Source organism: Pedobacter sp. UBA4863, assembly GCF_002399615.1.
In the GTDB taxonomy this organism is placed as follows: domain Bacteria; phylum Bacteroidota; class Bacteroidia; order Sphingobacteriales; family Sphingobacteriaceae; genus Pedobacter.
The window spans coordinates 56341-76966 of sequence record NZ_DHDZ01000005.1 but is presented as its reverse complement, the minus strand read 5'-3'; the positions used below and the strand labels follow the sequence as shown (position 1 = coordinate 76966).

Annotated in this window: 21 protein-coding genes; 8 read left to right on the top strand and 13 right to left on the bottom strand. The window is 37.5% G+C overall.

The window, feature by feature from the left end; translation table 11 throughout:
• Positions 1-107 precede the first annotated feature (107 nt).
• The 4 genes from B3I52_RS00990 to B3I52_RS00975 form a co-directional block, all read right to left on the bottom strand.
• A complete protein-coding gene (locus B3I52_RS00990) occupies positions 108-761 on the bottom strand; it encodes an IS1096 element passenger TnpR family protein (protein ID WP_293297519.1) in 654 nt (217 codons plus the stop codon).
• Between the two features lie 110 nt (positions 762-871).
• Positions 872-2308 carry a CCA tRNA nucleotidyltransferase gene (locus tag B3I52_RS00985; RefSeq protein WP_293297517.1) on the bottom strand — a complete coding sequence of 479 codons (1437 nt, stop codon included), beginning with the start codon at positions 2306-2308 and terminating at the stop codon, positions 872-874.
• 129 nt (positions 2309-2437) lie between these two features.
• Complete coding sequence (locus tag B3I52_RS00980; RefSeq protein ID WP_293297515.1) at positions 2438-3001, bottom strand: L-threonylcarbamoyladenylate synthase; 564 nt, start codon at positions 2999-3001, stop codon at positions 2438-2440.
• A gap of 70 nt (positions 3002-3071) precedes the next feature.
• A complete protein-coding gene (locus tag B3I52_RS00975; protein ID WP_293297513.1) occupies positions 3072-3890 on the bottom strand; it encodes a 2,3,4,5-tetrahydropyridine-2,6-dicarboxylate N-succinyltransferase in 819 nt (272 codons plus the stop codon).
• Between the two features lie 95 nt (positions 3891-3985).
• On the opposite strand from B3I52_RS00975, the gene B3I52_RS00970 reads away from it, so the two are divergent.
• A complete protein-coding gene (locus B3I52_RS00970; protein WP_293297551.1) occupies positions 3986-4387 on the top strand; it encodes an RNA-binding S4 domain-containing protein in 402 nt (133 codons plus the stop codon).
• A gap of 846 nt (positions 4388-5233) precedes the next feature.
• Here B3I52_RS00970 and B3I52_RS00965 read toward each other — a convergent pair.
• Together B3I52_RS00965 and lpdA are read right to left on the bottom strand one after the other, a co-directional pair.
• A complete protein-coding gene (locus B3I52_RS00965; protein WP_293297510.1) occupies positions 5234-5590 on the bottom strand; it encodes an iron chaperone in 357 nt (118 codons plus the stop codon).
• Between the two features lie 173 nt (positions 5591-5763).
• Entirely contained in the window at positions 5764-7170 is a 1407-nt protein-coding gene (gene lpdA / locus B3I52_RS00960) for a dihydrolipoyl dehydrogenase (protein ID WP_293297507.1), read from the bottom strand.
• A gap of 428 nt (positions 7171-7598) precedes the next feature.
• Here lpdA and B3I52_RS00955 point away from each other — a divergent pair, with 428 nt between their 5' ends.
• Positions 7599-7853, top strand: a complete 255-nt coding sequence (locus tag B3I52_RS00955) for a DUF6364 family protein (protein ID WP_293297504.1) — start codon at positions 7599-7601, stop codon at positions 7851-7853.
• Positions 7843-8274: a type II toxin-antitoxin system VapC family toxin gene (locus B3I52_RS00950; protein ID WP_293297501.1), complete on the top strand. Its 432-nt coding sequence runs from the start codon at positions 7843-7845 to the stop codon at positions 8272-8274. Before B3I52_RS00955 ends, B3I52_RS00950 begins: the two co-directional genes overlap by 11 nt.
• A gap of 196 nt (positions 8275-8470) precedes the next feature.
• On the opposite strand, the gene B3I52_RS00945 is transcribed toward B3I52_RS00950, so the two are convergent.
• Both B3I52_RS00945 and B3I52_RS00940 read right to left on the bottom strand, forming a co-directional pair.
• Positions 8471-8932: a hypothetical protein gene (locus tag B3I52_RS00945; RefSeq protein ID WP_293297498.1), complete on the bottom strand. Its 462-nt coding sequence runs from the start codon at positions 8930-8932 to the stop codon at positions 8471-8473.
• A gap of 87 nt (positions 8933-9019) precedes the next feature.
• Positions 9020-9478 carry a hypothetical protein gene (locus B3I52_RS00940; protein WP_293297495.1) on the bottom strand — a complete coding sequence of 153 codons (459 nt, stop codon included), beginning with the start codon at positions 9476-9478 and terminating at the stop codon, positions 9020-9022.
• Between the two features lie 382 nt (positions 9479-9860).
• Between B3I52_RS00940 and B3I52_RS00935 the strand changes: the two genes are divergently transcribed.
• The 4 genes from B3I52_RS00935 (at position 9861) to B3I52_RS00920 (ending at position 14649) form a co-directional block, all read left to right on the top strand.
• A complete protein-coding gene (locus tag B3I52_RS00935; RefSeq protein WP_293297492.1) occupies positions 9861-10031 on the top strand; it encodes a hypothetical protein in 171 nt (56 codons plus the stop codon).
• Positions 10032-10225: 194 nt separating this feature from the next.
• Positions 10226-12100: a CocE/NonD family hydrolase gene (locus B3I52_RS00930; protein WP_293297489.1), complete on the top strand. Its 1875-nt coding sequence runs from the start codon at positions 10226-10228 to the stop codon at positions 12098-12100.
• Between the two features lie 65 nt (positions 12101-12165).
• On the top strand, positions 12166-13821 hold the full coding sequence (locus tag B3I52_RS00925; protein ID WP_293297486.1) for a M1 family metallopeptidase: 1656 nt from the start codon (positions 12166-12168) through the stop codon (positions 13819-13821).
• Between the two features lie 72 nt (positions 13822-13893).
• Entirely contained in the window at positions 13894-14649 is a 756-nt protein-coding gene (locus B3I52_RS00920) for a head GIN domain-containing protein (RefSeq protein WP_293297485.1), read from the top strand.
• 83 nt (positions 14650-14732) lie between these two features.
• Here the strand turns inward: B3I52_RS00920 and mazG are convergent, their stop codons facing one another.
• From mazG to mnmD, 4 genes are all read right to left on the bottom strand, one after another.
• On the bottom strand, positions 14733-15539 hold the full coding sequence (gene mazG, locus B3I52_RS00915; RefSeq protein ID WP_293297482.1) for a nucleoside triphosphate pyrophosphohydrolase: 807 nt from the start codon (positions 15537-15539) through the stop codon (positions 14733-14735).
• A gap of 2 nt (positions 15540-15541) precedes the next feature.
• Positions 15542-15853, bottom strand: a complete 312-nt coding sequence (locus B3I52_RS00910; protein WP_293297479.1) for a hypothetical protein — start codon at positions 15851-15853, stop codon at positions 15542-15544.
• On the bottom strand, positions 15846-16958 hold the full coding sequence (locus B3I52_RS00905; protein WP_293297476.1) for an AI-2E family transporter: 1113 nt from the start codon (positions 16956-16958) through the stop codon (positions 15846-15848). The genes B3I52_RS00910 and B3I52_RS00905 overlap by 8 nt, the downstream gene beginning before the upstream one ends.
• A 61-nt stretch (positions 16959-17019) precedes the next feature.
• The gene (mnmD, locus tag B3I52_RS00900) at positions 17020-17850 is read right to left on the bottom strand and encodes a tRNA (5-methylaminomethyl-2-thiouridine)(34)-methyltransferase MnmD (RefSeq protein WP_293297473.1); all 831 of its coding nucleotides are present in this window, start codon (positions 17848-17850) and stop codon (positions 17020-17022) included.
• Positions 17851-17989: 139 nt separating this feature from the next.
• Between mnmD and B3I52_RS00895 the strand changes: the two genes are divergently transcribed.
• Positions 17990-18325 carry an MmcQ/YjbR family DNA-binding protein gene (locus B3I52_RS00895; RefSeq protein ID WP_293297471.1) on the top strand — a complete coding sequence of 112 codons (336 nt, stop codon included), beginning with the start codon at positions 17990-17992 and terminating at the stop codon, positions 18323-18325.
• A gap of 107 nt (positions 18326-18432) precedes the next feature.
• Here the strand turns inward: B3I52_RS00895 and B3I52_RS00890 are convergent, their stop codons facing one another.
• Positions 18433-20469 (bottom strand): M13 family metallopeptidase, encoded by a 2037-nt coding sequence (locus B3I52_RS00890; RefSeq protein WP_293297468.1) that lies wholly within the window; start codon positions 20467-20469, stop codon positions 18433-18435.
• Positions 20470-20626 lie beyond the last annotated feature (157 nt).

The following is a 20626-nucleotide window of genomic DNA, read 5'->3' as shown; positions in this document are numbered from 1 at the left end:
TGAAATAAAAGGGTTTCCAACAAAGGCTTAGGTTGTTCATCTTCCCTTTTGGTAGGGGAGGTGAGCATACAATTGGCGTACTGGAGGGCTAGGCCGTTTAACAGGGCTTAATAATCATCGTTGTCGTTGCCGTATTCGTCGTTCCCATAATCATCCTCTTCGCCGTCACCAAATTCATCTTCTTGCTCGTCTTCATCGTCATGAGATTTTTCTTGTGCATTGATACCACTGCTGCCCATAGCCTCTAGTTCGTCGGTGTCTTCTGGCACAAAATCCATTTCATTTAAGAAATCAAAATCATTGCTGATAGCTGCACTGCTTGCTGCAATGCCACCAATATTGCCTTTTTCAATAATTTTTGGCGCTTCTCCAATACTTTTTACCAAGTATGGATATTCGATTTTAGGGTCGTTATCTAAAATAATCTTGATTAATTCAACATGGAAATCGTATGGTCTTTCGAAATTATAGATATAGTAAAATTTTTGGTGTGGATCTTCGATAAAGCTGCTCAATTTCGATTTTTCCATCAAAACTACCCCATTATCAATTTTACGTTGGGTTGGGTGAATGGCAATTTCGTCGCCTTTAATCCAATTGTCCGTACTTACGTAAAACGATGAGGGTTTATCGGCGTTGTATCCCGTACTGCGGTGTATGGCCCTATGTAAATCTTCGAAAGTTTGTGTGCTCTTGATGTCTATTTCGCGTGTAACGTCGTCGTAATCTTCAAAAGAAATTCTAAATCTATAAATTGCCATGTGCTAATTAAATAATGCTGTGTTATGGGTGTAAAAATAAGAAAAAACTCTAAAAGTCCGAAGACAGATGTTTGAAAGTCTAGGGACTGAAAAACTAAACGTAATTGTGCTTAAATTGCTTTTAATCCTAACTCTTCTGCTTTTGCAAGCATATAGTTAAACGCTTCTTCGTAGCTGTTTATGATATCGCCTTCTAAAATTGCTTCGCGTATGGCGTTTTTCAAAATTCCAACTTCTTTGCCGGCACTTAAACCAAAGGTCTGCATAATATCGTTGCCCGAAATAGGAGGCTGCCAATTACGCAATTGATCGCGTTCTTCTACATCTTTAAGTTTTTGTTTTACCAGCTCAAAATTGTTGCGGTATTTTTTTATTTTGTATTCGTTTTTGGTAGTTACATCGGCATTGCAGAGCAACATTAACCCGTCTATATCTTCGCCGGCCTCAAAAAGTAAGCGGCGAACGGCAGAGTCTGTAATTTTATCTTGTGCTAAAACAATGGGGCGCAAATGCAATAAAACTAATTTTTGCACCAATTTCATCTTTTCATTTAAAGGCAGTTTAAGTTGTGCAAATATTTGAGGAACCATCCGTGCGCCTTTATCCTCGTGGCCGTGGAAAGTCCAACCATGGCCTTCTTCAAAACGTTTGGTGGCGGGTTTGGCAATATCGTGTAAAATAGCCGCCCAACGTAGCCATAAATCGTCGGTAGTTTCACAAATGTTATCTAAAACCTGTAATGTATGGTAAAAGTTATCTTTATGCGCCCTGCCTTTAACCACATCAACCCCATATAATTTAGCCATTTGAGGAAAAATTAACTCCAATAAGCCGGTATCGAATAAATAATTAAAGCCTATAGAGGGTTTTTTGGCGAGAATAATTTTATTTAATTCGTCAGTAATTCTTTCCTTAGATACAATTTTGATGCGTTCTTTCTGCGATTTGATGGCATTGATAGCCACTTGGTCTATTTCGAAATTTAGTTGTGTGGCAAAACGGATAGCCCGCATCATTCGCAAGGGGTCGTCAGAAAAGGTAACTACGGGATCTAATGGTGTCCGGATAAGCTTGTTGGCTAAATCTTCTAAACCATTAAAAGGATCAACAACTTCGCCGTAGTTTTCTTTATTTAAGGATATTGCTAGAGCATTAATGGTAAAATCACGGCGCAGTTGGTCGTCTTCTAAAGTGCCATTTTCTACAATTGGTTTACGAGAATTTGCCCGATAGCTTTCTTTACGAGCACCCACAAATTCTACTTCTAGGTCTGAATGCTTTAACATGGCAGTGCCGAAATTTTTAAACACCGCTACATTTGTTTTTAGTTTTTGGCCAACTTTTTCGGCAAATGCAATGCCATTGCCCAATACCACTACATCAATGTCTTTAGAGGGCCTGTTTAAATAAATGTCGCGTACAAAGCCGCCAATAACATAAGTTTCGGTTTTGGTGTGCTCGGCAATTTCGGCTAAGACTTTAAAGATAGAAGCCTCAATGTTTCCCAAAAGGGATTTTGCATCGTGAGGCTGTGGGTTGGTTTGCATAGGTTGCAAAGTTAAGAAAAACCCCTAAATCCTCCCGAATAATCTCGTAACAAGCTCTAAAGGGGACTTCTTTTATATGGCGTTAAATATTAAGCTTGCTATTAATTCCCCCTTCAGGGGGCTAGGGGGTTACTTCCTTATAAACTCAAATTGCCCGCCAGCACCTAATTTAACAATAGTTGATGGTTGCTTTGGCGTGCTGTTTTCTTGTTCTAAATCTACGATGTAAGCTACTGCATCTTTAATGTCATCACTAATTTCATCGAAGAATTTTGGTGTAGGCTGGCCACTAACATTGGCCGAAGTAGATACAATAGGTTTACGGAAACGCTGGATTAATTGTTGGCAGAAATCGTGTTTTGGTATTCTAATGCCTACACTACCATCGGCATTAATTACGTTTGCAGCTAAGTTTTTGGCATTAGAAAAAACAACGGTCAAAGGTTTTTCGGCGTATTCAATTAAATCGTAAGCCACTTCGGGTATGTCGTTTACATAGCTTTGCAGTTTGTTGTCGGTATCTAATAGTACGATTAAACTTTTATCGGCTGCACGACCTTTAATTTCGTTTATTTTGGCAACTGCTTCGGCATTGGTGGCATCGCAGCCTAAACCCCAAACGGTATCGGTAGGATAGAGGATTACACCGCCATTTTTTAATACCTCTAAAGCTTTATTAATTTCTTCTCTCATGTGGGTAGTTGTAATGCTGAAAAGCTGGAATGTTGTAACGTTCTAACATTCCAACCTTTCAACGAAAAAACTAAACAGCTACATTGTTCTCTCTTAATGCGTCGTTAAGAGAAGTCTTTTTATCGGTAGATTCTTTACGCTTGCCAATAATTAAAGCACATGGTACTTGGTATTCGCCTGCTGGGAATTTTTTAGTGTAAGAACCTGGAATAACTACCGAACGCGAAGGAACAACGCCTTTGTATTCTACCGGAGTTTCGCCAGTAATGTCGATAATTTTGGTTGAGGCAGTTAATACCACGTTGGCACCTAACACTGCTTCTTTTTCTACGCGTACACCTTCTACCACAATGGCTCTCGAACCTAAGAAACAATCGTCTTCGATGATAACTGGAGCAGCTTGTACGGGCTCTAAAACACCACCAATGCCCACGCCGCCACTTAAGTGTACACGTTTGCCAATTTGCGCACATGAACCTACGGTGGCCCATGTGTCAACCATGGTACCTTCATCTACATAAGCACCAATGTTTACGTAAGAAGGCATCATAATTACGCCAGAAGCCAGATAAGAACCATAACGGGCACTAGCCATAGGCACTACACGTACACCGGCCTCTTTATAATCAGTTTTTAGCTCCATTTTGTCGTGGTAAACAAAAGGGCCAGATTTAATTTCCTTCATTTGTTTGATTGGGAAATAAAGGATTACTGCCTTTTTAATCCACTCGTTAATTGCCCAGCCGTTTAAAATAGGCTCTGCAACTCTAATTTCGCCTTTGTTTAATAGTTGTATTACAGTTTCAATGGCTTCAGAATACTCTTTGTATTGTAATAAGCCCCTATCTATCCAGGCTTCTTCTACTTGTTTTTTTAGTTCGGCAATCATTATATTTTAAAATTTATGCAAAATAAGGCTTTTATATGTGAAAAGTTAAAAGTTAGAAGTTAAAATCAAGCAAAATGTTCATTAATTTTGCATTTATGGCAGAAACAGAAAAACTACGCATTGATAAATATCTTTGGGCTATCCGCGTTTTTAAGACGAGAAGTTTAGCTACAGATGCTTGTAAGGCTGGTAGGGTAAAGTTAAAAGGGCAGAATATTAAACCTTCGGCTGTGGTGAAAGTTGGCGATATTTATCAGATTAGTAAGGGAATTGAAAGGAAAGTGATAGAAGTGATAGATTTTTCTTACAACAGAACTGATGCTAAAATTGCAGTAACCAAGTATAAAGATTTAACCCCGGTAGAAGAAACCCATGCGTTTAAATCGGTGTTTCAGGCCCCAACTTTAAAAAGAGATCGAGGAGCCGGCCGCCCAACAAAGAAAGACCGCCGCGAAACAGATGATTTACTGGACAGTTTTTGGCAGGAAGAGGATTAATGAAATAGCTAACAGTTTGTCGAGCTTAAGTAACGTGATTGTTGGATCTTTTCTAGAGCTATACAATAGTTCAAACTTTAATATAAACTGTTAAATTGACTTAGCACAGGTTTCAACGTAAAAAACCAAAATTTAACTTGTGCCGACTGATTGGTGACCGATGGTTTTTTCTTTTAAATAATGAAGATAAGTGTATCTCCAAAATTGGGATAAGTACAGTGGTTAGCTATATACAGGTGCATAACAGTAATACACATGGAACAGACATGGAGCACACCAGTCATGGTGGACTTAACGTGGACTTGAGGTGGAGTTAAGGTGGACTTGAGGCGGACTTTTAAAATAGCGGAGGCTTTCTGTATAGGTGAATTATCCTTAAATGGAAAGCACACCTAAATTACTAAAAAATGGTGACACAAGAAGTGATAATTTCAATTTAGCTTTGGAATTTGAAAGTTAAGCGAAGGTTGTTTAACGTGGATTTTTACACATACGCTATAACTGTCAATATATTGTGCTGAAAATAGTTTGAAAGTCCCGTTATTAATAATCGGAGTTTATTAAAAGAACTAAAACAGCCGTTAAAACTGATGCTGACCTGTAGCGAAGCCTGTGCCGATTTATCGGTAGCGGAAAGCTACGGGTAAAATAAATTCAGCACGACGAATCGCTAATATCTCGCCACGCTGACCACGAAGTAGCTGAGAAGCAAATTTATTTCGGAGTCAGTTAGACTACAACACGCAAATCAGTTAAATAATAACCTAAAGGAACTTAGGTTAATAACAAATTAAGATCTAAAATTCTCGTTAAATGCTTTTTAATATCCTAGCTTTACAGCAAAGCTTATTTCTTTTTTGCTAAATTTTGTACTACGCAAAAATCTACTATCTTTTTAATCAAATCCATTGGTAAAGGTTTTTCGATAGGGAATTGTATGGTTCCTTTTGATGTTTGATAGCCTTTTAAGTCGTCTGCAAAAACTTCGATGGCTTTACTGCCTGGGTATAGACCGATATGGTTTTTATAGCCAGCAAAATGAATCAAGTTGCCGTTTAGGGTAAAAGTTGGTATGGCATAACTGATTTTCTGCTTTGCATTGGGAACCATTTGCTGTAAATCTTCTCGCAACCTATTTAGGATTTGCTGTGTTTCTACAGGAAAACCTGCAATGTATTCGTCTATGTTGTTGTGCTTTTTCATCGCATGGTTTTATTGAGGTTGTGATGTTGTTTTTGGCCTCATCTCAGCTGTTTTTAAAAAAGTTATCACAAATTTACTGCTTAAGAATTAAAAAGACCAAACAAAAAATCCCGCGGCAAAAACCGCAGGATTTTAATATTATGCATTGTATAATTCCCCTTTAGGGGTTGGGGTTAAATATGTATCGCTCTATTTTCGGTAGCAGCCATAGCAGCCTCTTTTAAAGCTTCGGTATAAGTTGGGTGTGCATGGCAAATTCTAGCAATATCTTCTGCCGAAGCACGGAATTCCATTGCTACCACAGCTTCTGCAATCATATCAGCAGCACGTGGGCCAATCATATGAACGCCTAAAATTTCATCAGTTTTCTCATCGGCCAATACTTTCACAAAACCGTCGGTATCCATACTTGCTTTCGCACGTCCGCTGGCTTTGAAAGGGAAAGAACCAGCTTTGTATTTCACGCCAGCAGCTTTCAATTGCTCCTCAGTCTGACCTACAGAAGCCACCTCTGGCCAAGTGTAAACCACACCCGGAATTAAGTTATAATTGATATGCGGTTTTTGACCAGCAATACGTTCAGCAACGTAAATACCTTCATCTTCCGCTTTATGAGCCAACATCGCACCTTTAACCACATCGCCAATGGCATATACACCAGCAACCGAAGTTTCTAAATGGTCGTTAACAGGAATTTTGTTGCCTCTTTCTTCTGTAGCAATGCCAATTTTATCTAAACCTAAACCAGCAGTATAAGCAGTTCTGCCAACAGCAACGATACAGTAATCAGCCTCCACAGCAACCGCTTCGCCTTTAGCGTTATTGGCAGTTACCGTAACCACTTTGCCTTTAACCGATGCGCCAGTTACTTTGTGGTTGGTTAAGAACTCCATGCCTAAAGATTTCTTTAACACACGTTGCAATTCTTTACCCAAACCAGCATCCATGGTGCCGATAATAGCTGGAGCAAACTCCACTACGGTAACTTTTGTGCCCAAACGAGCATATACAGAACCTAGCTCTAAACCAATTACACCACCACCAATTACTACCATAGTTTTAGGTACTTCTTTCAAAGTTAAAGCTTCGGTAGATGTAATGATGCGTTTTTTGTCGATGGGTAAAAACGGTAAAGCAGTAGGTTTAGAACCTGTTGCAATAATTACGTTTTTAGCAGTCAATTTCTCAGTACTGCCATCGGCTTTAGTAACCAAAATGGTGTTTTTATCCTCGAAAGAACCTACACCTTCGTAAGCATCAATCTTGTTTTTCTTAAAGAGATACGTAATACCAGCAGTATTTTGCGCCACTACATCGTCCTTACGGGCAATCATTTGCTTCATATCAACCTTCAAATCTTTGATATTGATACCGTGAGTAGTAAACGTATGAGCCGCGTTGTGAAAGTGCTCCGAAGAATCTAACAATGCCTTAGACGGGATACAGCCTACATTTAAGCAGGTACCGCCATAAGTTTTATATTTTTCTATTACCGCTGTTTTTAAACCTAATTGTGCACAACGGATGGCACCTACATAACCGCCCGGACCCGAGCCAATAACAACTACATCGTATTGCATGATCTTTTAAGAATTTTTGTTCTGGCAAATGTACGTTTTACCGCTTAAACACCAAAAGTTAAGTGTTTTAATGTTGTAAAAACTTGGTCACTGTTTTAGCCCCTTCAAAAACGTATTAATTTTCCCAAGCACACTTCTCTCCCATTTAGGGGAGAACCAAAGCGTAGCGAGCTCATTGATACAAAAATCAAATAAACAACTATCGATAGATGCCGAAGGCAGAGAGGGGTTTGAAAAGCAACGGTTGCATTTCATCGCTCCCGATAGTCGGGCTTTACGCTTCTCCCGATGAAACATCGGGATCCGCTGCAATCCCGTTTAGCTAACGAAAAACTGTGCACTAGACCAACAACCCTTCTATAGCTTAAAAAATCACACGTGTTGATAAATTAAAATAATACACGTATTTTTGTTTAAACTTTAGCAAGATGAGTACAAAGCTGACACTAACAATAGAAAAGGAAGTGATAGAAATTGCCAAAGAATATGCGAAAGAAAAAGGGCAAAGTCTTTCAGAGATGGTAGAAAACTACTTCAAGCTTATAACTGTGAACCGTAAAAAAGTTAAACAAAAACAACTTTCACCTAAGGTTAAAAAACTTAGAGGCATTATAAAAACAGGAGATAATTTCGATTATAAACAGATTTTAACAGAAGAACTTTCAAAAAAATATGGCGTATAATCTTTTTGTAGATTCTGATGTTGTTATTGATTTTTTCACGGACAGAGAACCTTATGCAAACCCAGCGAGCGAGCTTTTTGAACTCAATGAGCAAGGAAATGTAAAACTCTACCTCTCGGCAGTAAGCATTAACAATATATATTACATCATAAGGAGATTTTTAGGCAACAAGAAAACCCTCGATGTTATTGAAGCATTAACTGAAATGACTGAAATAGTTGGAACAACAAAAGCAGAAATCATTCAGGCATTAAAAAATGATTTCTCTGATTATAAAGACTCCATTCAGTATTCATCTGCGCTAACCATAAAAAATTTAGATGCAATTATCACCAGAAACGTAAAGGATTATAAAAACTCTTCTATTGCTGTGATGACACCTTTAAACTTTCTAAAAATGAAAGATAGAGAAGAAAGCTAAGAAGAATTATCCCATCAGCACACAAAAAGTATTTCCGCTGCAATCTCGTTTAGTTAAATGAAGAAATAGCAAGTATTAACTGATGTTTGCGATTGTTTATTCAAGACTTATCAACCACTATTAAAAGCGTAGAGTAAATCAATGAAACTAGGTATTACTCTTTTGATACGATTGCCAATAATATTTTAATAAAGTTTTAAATGGTATATTCTCTTACAATTCCTATTTCTAAAATTGAATTTAACAAAACTTCTGCAAATTCATTATCAGCATTTTTCAATGGCATGCCATAGGGATACTTCTTTTTCAATTCATAGTAGGTTCTTAAACAAAATTCCTGAAACTTATCCTTTCTAATTTTATCAAATTCTCTGATTTCAGAAACCATGTTTTTAAATATTTCAAACGTTAACAAATCCCATTTCAAATACATAGATGAATTCATTCTTTTTGAAAATTTTTCAAAACAATCAGTTAAGAAAATTTTGGATGTCTCTTCAATTGCTACTTGACTATATTTATTCATATCTACCACTCTTCGATATTTGAGCATATTTTTTTCAAGTAGGCAATTAGCGATGTCTTGTTTTAAATCATTAGGAATTACAGCTCGACTTTTATTTAACTCAACAATTGTCATATCAACAAAGGCTTTCATTTGCTTTTCAGTCCATTGGGAGTAACTATCTATAGTATTAACCAATAAAAAAATCGTAATTATATAATACCACCTTACCACACCTTTTTATTTAAATTTTGTATTGATTTCCTTCGTAATCTTTTGTCCAATTTTTTTCTGATATTCAGAACTAATGTTTGCTGGTATACCTATTGGAAAGTCTGCCTTAATCAGCTCCAAGGAACGCTTTAAAAAATATGTTTTAACATTCATTGGGAATTTTTTAAATTCTGGTGCATAAATACCTACCGCATTTAATAATATATCAGGTTGTGTAGATATCAATTTTTCCAAAACTGTCCATTTTGTATAAAACACATCTATTTCACTTTTATACTGATTGATACAAGATTGTTTAATCTTATTTTCTGTTAATATCAATTCTTGTTGCGATACTTTTTTGAATTCATCAAAATTGGGGTAGTATGCCTCAATACCCCTAATAATACAATTAGCCAATTTTTCTTTACCTAAACTGTCGATAACAAAAACTTCATCAAACCCTCTTAATAAATTATTTGTCATAATATTCTTTGCTCCCGATGGCCATTGAGCAAACGACACAGAAGATAAAATAACGAAAAATATTGTGGGGATATATTTCATATAATTATGTATTCATCAATCTAATATAAAACTTTAATCAGTTCTATCAAAACCCATGTTCAATGGTAAACATAAAGCTTGAACCAAAATTTCCATTTATTTCCTCCTTCGGTTGGTGTTATCACCAGCCGAATACACTCTCTGCTAAAACAAAACTTTCATTTAATTTTCCTCTATAAAAACTACATGCTTGTATTTTCTCTAGTTTCTAAATATTTTTCAATGGTAGAGAAGAGTTAGACAAAGTTTCTTTTCATACAATTATTATTGCTTATCTAACCAACTTTTTCTAAGTTTGAGTATGATAAATTTAAGAAATCTTCCGTTTTTTGCTGTTGGCCTGTCAGCATTGCTGCTGGGGTTATTGGCATTTAAAAGTGATTGTTTGATATGGACCATTATAGCCGTGATTTTTTTAATTATGGGCATTGCTTTTCGTAAGCAAATAGATACTGCCGATAGCGATCACTAACATTTTGTCGTCATTTCGATCTGATTTTTCTTCGGGGAGAAATCTACAACCTAGATGAGTTTAGCTTACAGATTTCTTCTCTTACCTCTCCGAATGGGCGAAGCAGGCTGTCGAAATGACGATTTATTTACGTTGCTTCTCAATTAAGGGCTTTCAGCCTTAAGCTTTTGCTTTCAGCATAAACTCAACCACAAATGAAACGAATTTTACTAACCCTTTTTTTAGTTTCTTGCTTCTTCGCAGAAATCACTTTTGCACAAGAAACAGATTCGGCTTATGTACGCAGCCATTACACTAAAATCGAACGTCTAATCCCGATGCGTGATGGTACCAAGCTTTTTACTTCCATTTATATCCCAAAAGATATATCTGTTAGTAAAAAATATCCTTTTTTAATTAACAGAACGCCATACACGGTACGGCCTTATGGCGAAAATGACTACAAAACCAGTTTAGGTAACTACCCAGCAGTAATGCGTGAAGGCTTTATCTTTGTTTACCAAGATGTGCGTGGCCGTTGGATGAGCGAAGGAAATTTTGAAGACATTAGACCTACTAACTTAGGCAAAGGCAAAAAAGACATCGACGAGAGTACAGATACTTACGATACCATCGACTGGTTAGTGAAAAACATCAAAAATAATAATGGTAAAGCAGGCTTGTACGGTATTTCTTACCCTGGGTTTTATTCTACTACGAGCTTAATTAAGTCGCATTCGGCCCTAAAGGCGGTTTCGCCGCAAGCACCAATTGCCGACTGGTTTATTGGCGACGATTTCCATCATGGTGGTGCGCTATTTTTAATGGATGCTTTTAAGTTTATGAGCTCGTTCGGCGTACCGCGTCCCAAACCAATTACGCCAGACCAAGGTCCCAGACCTTTTGAATTTCCAGTTAAGGATAACTACCGTTTCTATTTAGAAGCTGGTTCGGTAAAAAATCTTAAAGAGAAATATTTTGGCGATAGCATCAAGTTTTGGAACAACCTATTTAAGCATCCTAACCTAGATACCTTTTGGCAAGCCCGTCAAATTGTAAAACATTTAAAAGATGTGAAGCCTGCTGTAATGGTAGTGGGTGGTTTTTTTGATGCAGAAGATGCCTATGGCGCTTTCGAGACTTATAAAGCTATCGAAAAGCAAAACCCGAAAGCAAACAATATTTTAGTAGCTGGCCCGTGGTTTCATGGCGGTTGGGTACGTGGCAAAGGCGATAGCTTTGGCGATATTAACTTCGGTACTGCAACCAGCACTTATTACCAAGATAACTTAGAACTGCCTTTCTTTAAATATTACCTAAAAGGCGAAGGTAAATTTGATGCTGCTGAAGCCAATATTTTCCTAACCGGTAGCAATCAATGGAAAAAGTTCAATACTTGGCCACCGCAAAATGTAGAATTAAAATCTTTGTATTTCTATCCTAACGGGAAACTGTCGTTCATAAAACCAGCTGCCAACAATAGCTTTGATGAATATGTGAGCGATCCAAATGCGCCGGTTCCTTACCAAGATGGTGTGCAAGCTAACCGTACCAGAGAATACATGATAGACGACCAGCGCTTTGCTGCTAGACGACCAGATGTAAAAACTTATCAAACTGATGTTTTAACAGAAGATATTACGATTACGGGCCCTGTATTGGCCAATTTGTTCGTGAGCACTTCGGGTACCGATGCAGATTATGTAGTGAAATTGATAGATGTTTATCCAGAAGATACCAAAGAAATTTCTCCGATTGATAGGAACAAAATGATGGCTGGTTACCAAATGTTGGTTCGTGGCGAAATTTTAAGGGGCAAATACAGGAACAGTTTTGAAAAGCCTGAAGCTTTTGTGCCAAACGAAGCTACTGCGGTGAAATATGCGTTGCCAGATGTTGGACATACTTTTAAAAAGGGCCATCGTATAATGATACAAGTACAACATTCATGGTTTCCTTTAGCCGATAGAAATCCTCAAAAATTTATGAATATTTACGAGGCACAACCTAGCGATTTTCAAAAGGCTATCCATCGAATTTATTACGATAATGTAAATCCTTCTTTTTTATCTTTACCCATATTAAAGTAAGTTTAGCATAACGAGGTGCTAACCCATCCTAAAACAACCTTTATAAAATTGTAGTCGATATAAAAATGAAAAAGATATTCCTTTCTTTACTTTTTGCTAGTTTTTCGCTAGCAACGTTTGCCCAAAATATGTTAGGCAGCAATGAAAAAACCGATAGGGCAAAATCGCTAAGAGGGGCACTAACAGATTTCAGAACCTGTTATGATATCAATTACTATCATCTGGATGTGAAAATAGACATCGACAATAAGTCGGTAAGTGGTAGTAATGAATTTGTATTTACCGCAACCAAAGATTTTGAAAATCTACAGTTCGATTTATTTGAAAACTTGAAAGTAGAAAAAGTAGTTTACAAAAGTAAGGAATTGCCATTTACGAGAGAGTTTGCAGCCGTTTTTGTGAAATTCCCCAAAATAAAGAAAGGTAGCAAAGATAGTTTTACGGTTTTTTACAGTGGCAACCCTACCATTGCAAAAAATGCCCCTTGGGATGGTGGGTTAATCTTTAAAAAAGACAAATCTGGCAATCCATTTGTATCCGTAGCCTGCCAAGGTTTAGGTGCTAGTGTGTGGTGGCCAACTAAAGACCATCAAAGCGACGAGGTGGACAGTATGCTCATTAGCGTTAGCGCCCCAAGCGACTTAGATTGTATTGCCAATGGCCGTTTTAGAGGTAAAACCGATTTAAAAAATGGCTACACTAAACACAATTGGTTTGTCGATAATCCGATAAATAACTACAATGTAGCTTTTTATATTGGCAAATATGCGCATTGGACCGATACTTATGATGGCGAAAAAGGTAAGCTAACATTAGATTTTTATTCGCTGAAAGAAGATAGTGCAAAAGCTCGTCCACATTGGGATGCCGACGTAAAACCTATGTTGAAATCGTTTGAGTACTGGTTTGGCCCGTACCCTTGGTATAAAGATGGTTATAAATTAGTACAGGCACCGCATTTGGGTATGGAGCATCAAAGTGCGGTAGCCTACGGTAATAGGTTTATGAAAGGTTATTTAGGTAGGGATCAATCTGGTACTGGGCATGGTTTAAAATGGGATTTTATTACCATTCACGAAACAGGGCACGAGTGGTTTGGGAACAACATTACCACCAAAGATGTTGCCGATATGTGGGTACACGAAGGTTTTACCACATACTCAGAAGCTTTATTTACCGAAAGTACGCAAGGCAAAACCGCCAGCGAAAATTATGTGATTGGTCAACGAAGAAATATTGGCAATAAAAATACGCTTATTGGTGTGTACAACACCAATACCGAGGGCGATGGTGACATGTACAATAAAGGAGCAAATATTATTCATACCATACGCCAGTTAATTAATAACGATGAAAAATTCAGGGGAATTTTAAGAGGATTGAACAAAACATTTTACCACCAAACGGTAACCTCTGCCCAAGTAGAAAATTATATTGCTAAACAAAGCGGTTTAAAGCTTAATAAGGTTTTTGATCAATATTTACGTCATGCTAAAATACCTACGTTAGAGTATAAGATAGAAAATAGCACGCTAAAGTACAGGTGGTTAACCGATGTTAAAGGTTTCGATATGCCTGTGAAAGTGAGTTTAAAAGCTGGTGAATATTCATTAATTAAACCTACAAACGATTGGAAATCGATAAAAATAGATGGCTCTGTAAATTCGGAAAACTTTAAAATAGACAGAAACTTTTATGTAAATGTTAAAAAAGCAGAATAGGTTAAATAAGTTTTTAAATGATGCAACGTTTCTAAAACTACTTACGTCTTTTAGATATATAAATTACATGCAATGAATAAAAAATATATTTCTATTGGCTTAATGTTAGCCATAGCAGTCGTTAGTACACAGCCTGTTCAATCAGAGTTGCCAGTTAACATTGGTATTGCAAAAACTAAAGTAAAAGCTAAGGTTAAGAATACTGAAATTAAAAATTTCAACGCTGTTGCCGCTGGAGGGCCTTTGCAAGTAATAGTTACATTGGGCGCTACCGAGGGTGTTAAATTTGAAGGCGATGAGGAGGCTATCTCTACATTGGTTACCGAGGTAAAAGGTGGTGCATTAATCATTCGCCCAAAAATGAGCTGGACTAGCTGGGCGCACAAGTATAAAAACAAGAAGATTATTGCCCATGTAAATGCTAAAGCCATTAAAAGTTTAACCATGAGTGGCGACGGTTCAATTACGGTGAAAGGTACCATCAATCAAAATTCATTAGTTACAACATTAAGCGGTTCGGGCGCCATTAATGCTCATATGGCTGTAGGCGAATATACGGGCGTAGTGAGTGGTTCTGGAAAACTAAATATTTCTGGAGAAACAGACGAAGCCAATGTAACTATTAGTGGTTCTGGGGTGTTGTCAAAAAAAGGAGCTTTAAAAGTAGGTTCGCTTTCGGCAAAAATTAGTGGCTCTGGTAGCGCGTATATACACACAGAAGGAGAAATTAACGTTTTAATTAGCGGTTCGGGTACTATTTATTATACGGGCAATGCCGATGTTAATCAAAGGGTTTTTGGTTCTGGTAAAGTGAAAAAGTTAGATTAATATATAAGGGTTCTCGGAGCTTTCATGTTAATCGAAAAGAGACTAAGAGCACAAAGATTTTTCTGCTGTATTTTGTTAATTGCTTACAGTTTTTTCGCTTCGTTCCAATAAATATCCATTTCGGCTAGTGTCATGTCTTGCAATGCTTTGCCGCTTTGTTTTGCTTTTTGTTCGAGGTATTGGAAACGTTTGATAAACTTTTTGTTGGTTTTTTCTAGCGCATTTTCAGGGTTGATATTGATAAAACGGGCATAGTTGACTAAAGAGAATAATAAGTCTCCAAATTCGCCTTCTGCTTTTTCAATATCAATTGCTTTACCCTCATCAATGTTAAATTCGTTTTTAAATTCTTGGAGTTCTTCTTCTACCTTTTCCCAAACTTGTTGTTTTTCTTCCCAATCAAAACCTACGCCCCTGGCTTTTTCTTGTATTCTACCTGCTTTTACTAAAGCGGGTAAAGAAGTAGGTACGCCCGCCAAAACAGACTTGTTGCCTTCTTTCAGTTTTAATTTTTCCCAGTTTTGTTTTACCTGTTCTTCGGTATCGGCTTTTACATCGCCATAAATATGCGGGTGCCTGTTAATTAGTTTGTCGCAAACCCCATTCAGTACATCGGTAATGTTAAACTGGTTTTGTTCGCTGCCAATTCTGGCGTAAAAAACCAAGTGCATCATCACGTCGCCAAGTTCCTTTTTAATTTCCTGCATATCGCCATCTAAAATAGCGTCAGAAAGTTCGTAGGTTTCTTCAATAGTTAAATGCCTTAAGGTTTCCATGGTTTGTTTTTTATCCCACGGGCACTGTGTACGCAGGGTGTCTAGTACATTTAATAAACGCAAAAAAGCACCTTCGGGAGTTGGAGAACTTACGGGGATAATATTAGCGGGCATAATTATATAATGTTAAAAGCAATTAGAATTGTAATTAGAAATAAAATGATTAATCCGCAAAGAAATAAAACATCTGCTAGTTTTTCTAATTTTAAAGAACGGCTGTGGGCATGGCTTCTTATCGCGAGAAAAGAAAATAGGCAACTGCTCATGAAAATAATGATGGCTAGTGTAGTGCCTTCGTCAATGTAAGAGGCTTCATCCATTTTAGTGATTTTGCTCGAAGTAAGTACCACAAAGCAAAAGCCTAGTAAATTTGCAGATGTATTAAGAATATGAGGAGATTTAGACCAGTTGTTGTTTGAATCACTCATCAGATTTAATAACTTTTTTCTTTTTAAAGAATGATGCACTTTTCCTTTTACGAACAGGTTTTTCCTCTTCGCCCAATAAAATTGCCCACGAATCTAAACCATCAACTTTTTGGAATATAATTTTGAGCATTGCCAAATAAGGCATACACAAGAACATACCCGAAATGCCCCAAAGCATTTCGCCCACAACAATGCCAATAAAGGCAATTAAGGCATTTATTTTAACTTTTGAGCCAATAATTAAAGGCATTAAAATGTTGCCGTCTATGGCGTGCACCCCAACATAAGCAAATAGTACAAAAAGTGCTTTAGTGGCTCCCGCTGTTGCAAACGTAATTAATATGCTAATAATTAGGGCTATCGAAATTCCTAAGTAGGGTATGATGTTAAAAATACCCGCAACCAGACCTAAAAGTATAGCATATTTTACACCTAAAATAGACAAGGTGAGTACCATTAGTACGCTCACAATAATCATTTGTATAAATAAGCCGGTGATGTATTTTTTTATGATGTACTGTATTTCGTTGATGGTTTGCGTAACTTTTATTCGATGTTCTTCAATAAAAACAGTACTAATAAATTTATAAAGCAACCTTCTATAATTGAGCAAAAAGAAGGTGAATAATAATGTAAAAGCAACGAACAATAAACTTGACGAAAGGGTAATTAGCGTAGATCCAATTACGGTAGCGCTGGTTGCTAAAGCTTTTTCGGCGCTATCTGCCAAGTAGGTTTCTTGTTTGCTAATGTTAATGTTAAAAGTCTTCGAAATCCAATGCTGTAGCTCGTGAAATGAGTTGGTAACCTGTTTTTCTAATAAAGGCCAGTCGCTCCATAACTCGCTTAATTGGATAGCAAAAAAATGTCCAATGCCATACAATACGGCCAGCATAATAAGTACGGTTAGCAGGGTAGCAAAGCTTCTTTTTAAGTTTAGTTTGGTTTCTAAAAAATTGGCTAAGGGCAGCATTAAAAGAGCTAGTAATAACGAGAATAGCAGAGGAGAAAGTATGCTTTTGCCAACAATGGCTAAATAGCCCAACATTAAAATAGATAAAAGGGCAAATGTAAGCCGAACAATGAAAGGTAGTTGTATTTGCATATGGTGTTTTATAACAGGAATAAGTTAGCAAAAAATCTACACATTTATACAGTTGTTTGCCTTAAATGGTTTTTAAACCTCGTAACATTTCTCTTTTTCCTGGTGCGCCAGGAAGTTTTTCAATTTGGAAACCACAGCTTTTTAAGGCTCTTTTTAGATTGCCCGTAATGGCATACGTTACAAAAATACCCCCATTTTTTAAGAAACTACAGGCCTGTGCAATTATTTCGTTGGTCCAGAGTTCGGGTTGGTGCCTTACAGAAAAAGCATCGTAATAAAGTATATCAAAGCGTTTTTGTGTAGAAAAATTTTGTAACGTGGTATGGCTAATTGCTAATTTACAGTTGGGCAATATCTCAGCCGAGTTGTCAAAAGCGGTGTCGTATTTTTCAATAAAGCTGTTCCAAATGTTTGGCGATACATATTGATGATAGCCTGTAGCAGTAAGGCTTGCAAGAGGTAGCGGAAAAGCTTCAACAGCATGGTAGTTCAGTTTTTTATTAACTTCTTCAGTTTGTGCGCAGCTCAACAAAAAGTTTAATCCCGTACCAAAGCCCACTTCTAGAATATCAATTTCAGTCTTTCCAAATTTCTCCAAGCCGTGTTTTAGCCCGGCCTCAATAAAAACGTGTCTGCTTTCTTGCAACGCACCGTGGGCAGAATGGTAATGTTCGCCAATTTCATCGTTAAAAAGTGTATTAGAGCCATCGGCGGTTGGTGTAAGGATATTCATGTAGCAAAAGTAAAAAAATGTTGTATTGTTAATTGGAAAATGTAAGTTGGTTTCTTTTGGGTAATGTAGTCCCATTTTACGCTGTATCTTTTCACTGCGTTCAAAGGATGCCGCTTCAATTGGGTTTAATAAACGTGAACCTGTGCATATTACCTGCATTTTAAACCCGACAGGAGCGAGCACAACGTAAAGCGGATGGCGGGAGTAACAGTAATAGTAACAGAAACTTGCTTTTCTAAAATTGTTTAGTATAAATTTTGGTTCTTGGAATTTTGAGCCTGCTGCTTATCTTTAACGTATGGATATCGAAAGTTTTAGAGAATATTGTTTAAGCCTGCCGGGAACCACCGAGGGCATGAAATGGGACCACCTTTGTTTTATGATTGAGGAGAAGATATTTGTGCTGGTAGATTTAGATACACATGGCTTTTGTATGAAGTGTACGTCAGAAGAATTTGACGAACTGGCTGCCAAAGACGGTGTTAAGCAGGCTCCGCATTTTGCGAAAAAGCAATGGGTTTTTGTAGATAATTTAGAGGTGTTTAACCTAACAGAACTAAAACAGCATATAAGCCGTTCTCGGGAATTGGTGCTGGGTAAGTTGCCAAAGAAGATACAGGCGAAATATGTCTAATGTGATAATTAGCAGATTTGATGATTAGCCAATACCGTTAAAATGAAAAGACAATTAGCTAATTCAAAAATCATCGAATTAGCTAATTGTCAAATCATCACATTAACCTACCAAAGTTTAATCCTGTCTTCTGGTTTTTTGTATAGCTTGTCGCCGGGTTTTACATCAAATGCATTGTACCAAGCATCCATATTTACCGGAGCTCCAATGGTTCTGTACGGGCCAGGAGAGTGGGTGTCGGTTTTAATTAATTGGGCTGCGGTTTCTGGTAAAACATTGCCTCTCCAAACTTGTGCCCAAGCCAAGAAGAAACGTTGGTCTGGTGTAAAGCCATCAATTTTTTCGTTGCTTTTACCTTGTTTGGTCATTTTAAAAGCAGTGTAAGCCGCGTTTAATCCTCCTAAGTCGCCAATGTTTTCTCCCATTGTAAATTTACCGTTTACGTGTAAGGTATCTAAAACGGTGTATTTATCAAATTGCTCGCCTAATAGTTTTGTTTTAGCATTAAATTTCGCCCTGTCTTCGTTAGTCCACCAATTTTTTAAGTTACCATCTTTATCATACTGACTGCCCGTGTCGTCAAAACCGTGGCTCATTTCGTGACCAATTACCGCACCAATACCACCGTAGTTAATGGCATCATCGGCATCGGGGTGGAAGAATGGGAACTGTAATATGCCAGCTGGGAAAACGATTTCGTTTAAGGTAGGGCTGTAGTAAGCATTTACCGTTGGAGGCGTCATTCCGAAACGTTCTCTGTCAACAGGCTTGCCTAATTGGTTAATGTTTTCGTTATACGCCCATTTGCTTGCATTACGTAAATTTTGGAAATAAGTAGTTCTGTTAATCACCAGGCCATCGTAGTTTTTCCATTTGGTAGTGTAGCCCACTTTTGGTCTAAACGCATGCAATTTTGCCAAAGCTTTTTGCTTGGTTTCATCGCTCATCCACTCTAAACCTTTAATGCGAATTTCGAAAGCTTTGCGTAAGTTGGCAATTAATTCGTCCATACGAGCTTTAGCCGCAGGTTTAAAATGCTTCGCTACATATAGTTGTCCCAATAAATCGCCCAATACCCCATCGGTTAACGACGACATGCGTTGCCAACGTGGCGTTTGAACTTTTTGTCCGGTTTGTGCTTGTGTAAAGGCAAAGTTTGCTTTTACAAATGGAGAACTTAAATTTCCGGCAGCACCTCTTAAGATATTCCATTCTAAATAAGTTTTCCAATCGGCAACATCGGTTGAAGTTAGTAAGCCATTTAAAGCTTTAAAGAAAGCAGGAGAGTTTACTAAAACTGTATCCTGACCGTTAACTTTTAATTGTGTTAAAGTGCTTGTCCAGTTAATGTTTGGCGTAATTTTATTGAAATCTGCAAGGGTTAATTTGTTGTAGGTTTTGTAGGGGTCACGCATTTCTAAACGGCTCATTTGTGCCTCTGCCAAAGCTTTCTCAATAGTGAAAACAGTTTTAGCTTTTTGTTGCGCCAGAGCATCTGTATAGCCCACTAATTTGAAAAGTGTAGTCATATAAGTATCGTACGCTTCCCTAATTTTTACACTGCGGCTATCGTCTTTTAAGTAGTAATCTCTATCGCCAAGGGTGGTTCCGCCTTGAGAAATGTTTACCATGTACTTGTTTACATTTTTTCTGTCTTGGCCAACCCCAAAACCATACATTGCGCTGCCCAAACCATTCACACGCATGTAAGCAATATGGTCTAACACAGATTGTAGGCTATTCAATTGTTTTATTTTTTCTAAGTCTGCTTTAATTGGCGTATAACCTAGTTTTTCGATAGCTACACTGTCCATTGCAGCAGCATAGAAATCGCCCACACGCTTAGTTACCGAACCCGCAGGTGCAGCTTTGTTAGCGGCGGCGGTTTCTACCAAGTTTTTAACTGCATTTACGTTAAAATCACGAAGTTCGTTAAATGAACCCCAGCGGGTTTCTTTAGCCGGAACCGGATTGTTTTTTACCCATACACCACTTGCATAAGCATAAAAATCATCGCCCGGCTTTACAGAAAGATCCATATTTGCAGGGTCGATAAATTTTTTTGGTGCTTGTTGGGCATTTGCAACACTTACCGAAACAACGCCAAGTGCAGCAAAAAAGGTTTTAAATTGATTGATATTCATCTTTAATAAATTAGAAAGATGAAGTTAAATAAAAAGTGAAATCTATTTTATTCTTAATAGAAATATTACTTGTTAAACCAATCGTAAATTTTGGTTAGTCCAATTCTGCGAAGAAACTCATTGGTGAAAGAAGACAATCTGAAAGCTTTCATGCTGA